Source organism: Pseudomonas sp. 51_B, assembly GCF_017491595.1.
In the GTDB taxonomy this organism is placed as follows: domain Bacteria; phylum Pseudomonadota; class Gammaproteobacteria; order Pseudomonadales; family Pseudomonadaceae; genus Aquipseudomonas; species Aquipseudomonas promysalinigenes.
The window spans coordinates 1-447 of the sequence record NZ_JAFGYW010000398.1 but is presented as its reverse complement, the minus strand read 5'-3'; the positions used below and the strand labels follow the sequence as shown (position 1 = coordinate 447).

Annotated in this window: 1 protein-coding gene; it reads right to left on the bottom strand. The window is 61.1% G+C overall.

All coding sequences use genetic code 11. From position 1 onward, the window contains the following. On the bottom strand, positions 1-447 hold a 447-nt coding region (locus tag J5M56_RS25415), incomplete at both ends, for a HAMP domain-containing protein (protein WP_207938112.1).

Genomic DNA, 447 nt, shown 5'->3' with positions numbered 1-447 from the left:
ATCGGTGTGCGCAATTCGTGGGACACCGCGTTGGTCAGTTCGCGCTGGTTGGCGATCAAGCCCTCGATGCGCGCCGCCATCAGATTGAAGTGCTCGGCCAGATCGCGGATGTTCGAGCGCCGCGACAACTGGATGCGCACCGACAGATCGTTGTCGCCGAAACGCTCGGCGGCCAGCCGCAGCTTTTCCAGGTCGCGCCAGTGTGGACGCACCCAAAAAAACAGAACGATGCCGATCAACACCGCGAGCATCATGTACGCCGCGGTGATGTAGAACGGCATCAGGCTCGGCTCTGGCGGCAGCTTGATGCTGAGCAACTGCGAGCCACCATCGATGTTGCTGATGAACTGCGTGTAATCGTCGCGGATCACCAACAGGTTTCGCGCGAGCTCGGCTTTTTCCTGCGGTGTCAGGGCCAGTTGATCGGCCTCGACCAGACCCAGCGAC